General features: G+C 70.9%; 3 protein-coding genes. 2 read left to right on the top strand and 1 reads right to left on the bottom strand.

Features of this window, described 5'->3' with window-relative positions; genetic code table 11:
• Nucleotides 1–315, top strand: a 315-nt coding sequence (locus tag ACFPZL_RS13460; RefSeq protein WP_382335886.1) for a nucleoside deaminase, incomplete at its 5' end; no start/stop codon positions are given.
• A gap of 49 nt (nt 316–364) precedes the next feature.
• Here ACFPZL_RS13460 and ACFPZL_RS13465 read toward each other — a convergent pair.
• Nucleotides 365–667 (bottom strand): cation transporter dimerization domain-containing protein, encoded by a 303-nt coding sequence (locus ACFPZL_RS13465; protein ID WP_218115320.1) that lies wholly within the window; start codon nt 665–667, stop codon nt 365–367.
• 50 nt (nt 668–717) lie between these two features.
• Here ACFPZL_RS13465 and ACFPZL_RS13470 point away from each other — a divergent pair.
• Nucleotides 718–1,163, top strand: a 446-nt coding sequence (locus ACFPZL_RS13470; RefSeq protein ID WP_382335889.1) for a pyrroline-5-carboxylate reductase family protein, incomplete at its 3' end; no start/stop codon positions are given.

Below are 1,163 nucleotides of genomic sequence, written 5' to 3' on the forward strand. Positions count from 1 at the left end.
ATGCCGGATCCCACCGCCCACGCCGAAGTGCTCGCGCTGCGGGAGGCCGCCGCTGAGCTCGGCGATCGCGTGCTCGCCGGCTGCACCCTCGTGGTCACCCTCGAACCCTGCGCCATGTGCGCCGGGGCGATCCTCGCCGCGCGGGTGCCGACGGTCGTGTTCGGGGCCTGGGATGAGAAGGCCGGGGCGGCGGGAAGCGTCTACGACCTGCTCCGCGACGGCCGGCTGCCGCACGCCGTCCCCGAGGTCATCGGCGGAGTCCTCGCCGAGGCGAGCGCCGAGCTGCTGGAGGCGTTCTTCCGCGCGCGCCGCTGAGAGCGGTGGTCAGAAGCGTCGTCCGAACCTACCGCTCGAATCGTTCGATTCAGTCGAGCCCGAGCATCACGATGCTGCTCGTCGTCGGCGGCACCGCATCGGGATCGACCCACACGTCGGGCTCGATGTAGACGATCCTCGCCGCCGGGAGCGCGGTCTGCACCCGCCGCTTCGCCTGCGCGAGAATCGTCGAAACCTCTTTCATGGTGAGCTCCTCGTCGAGGTCCACCTTCGCGCCGACCACCAGGTCGGCCCCCGCGGTCGCCACCTGCAGATCGATCACTCGCCGGATGCTGGCGCCCTCGAGCAGCGCCGCTTCGATCGTCGCCACGTTCTCGCTGGTCGCGCTCATGTGCTCCGCTCCCTCTCCGTCGGTGATGATTCCATCCTAGGCTTGTCCGCATGAGTACGAGGGATGAATCAGAGACGCTGCCGCGCATCGCCATGCTGGGCGTCGGATCGATGGGCGGCGCGATCCTCGCGGGGCTGCGCTCACCGGGCGTCCGTGTCGACGGCCCGATCGCGGTGACCGCGAAGTCGGCGGCCAGTGCCGAGCGCTACGCGGATGCCGAGGGCGTGATCGCCCATGCGACCGAGTCGGACCCCGAGGCGAACCGAAAGGCCGTGCGCGGCGCAGGGCTCGTCGTGCTCGGCGTGAAGCCGTGGCTGATCCACGATCTGCTCCGCGAGATCGCCGAGGATCTGGAGCCCGGCGCGATCGTCGTGAGCGTCGCCGCGGGCGTCACGATCGCGAGCATGGAGGCGATCGTGGGCGACCGCGTCTCGGTGGTGCGGGCGATGCCGAACACCCCGGCGACCGTCGGGCTCGGCGTGACGGGCGTCGCGGG

Origin of the sequence: Leucobacter soli, from assembly GCF_042659205.1 — a bacterium.
Lineage (GTDB): Bacteria > Actinomycetota > Actinomycetes > Actinomycetales > Microbacteriaceae > Leucobacter > Leucobacter soli.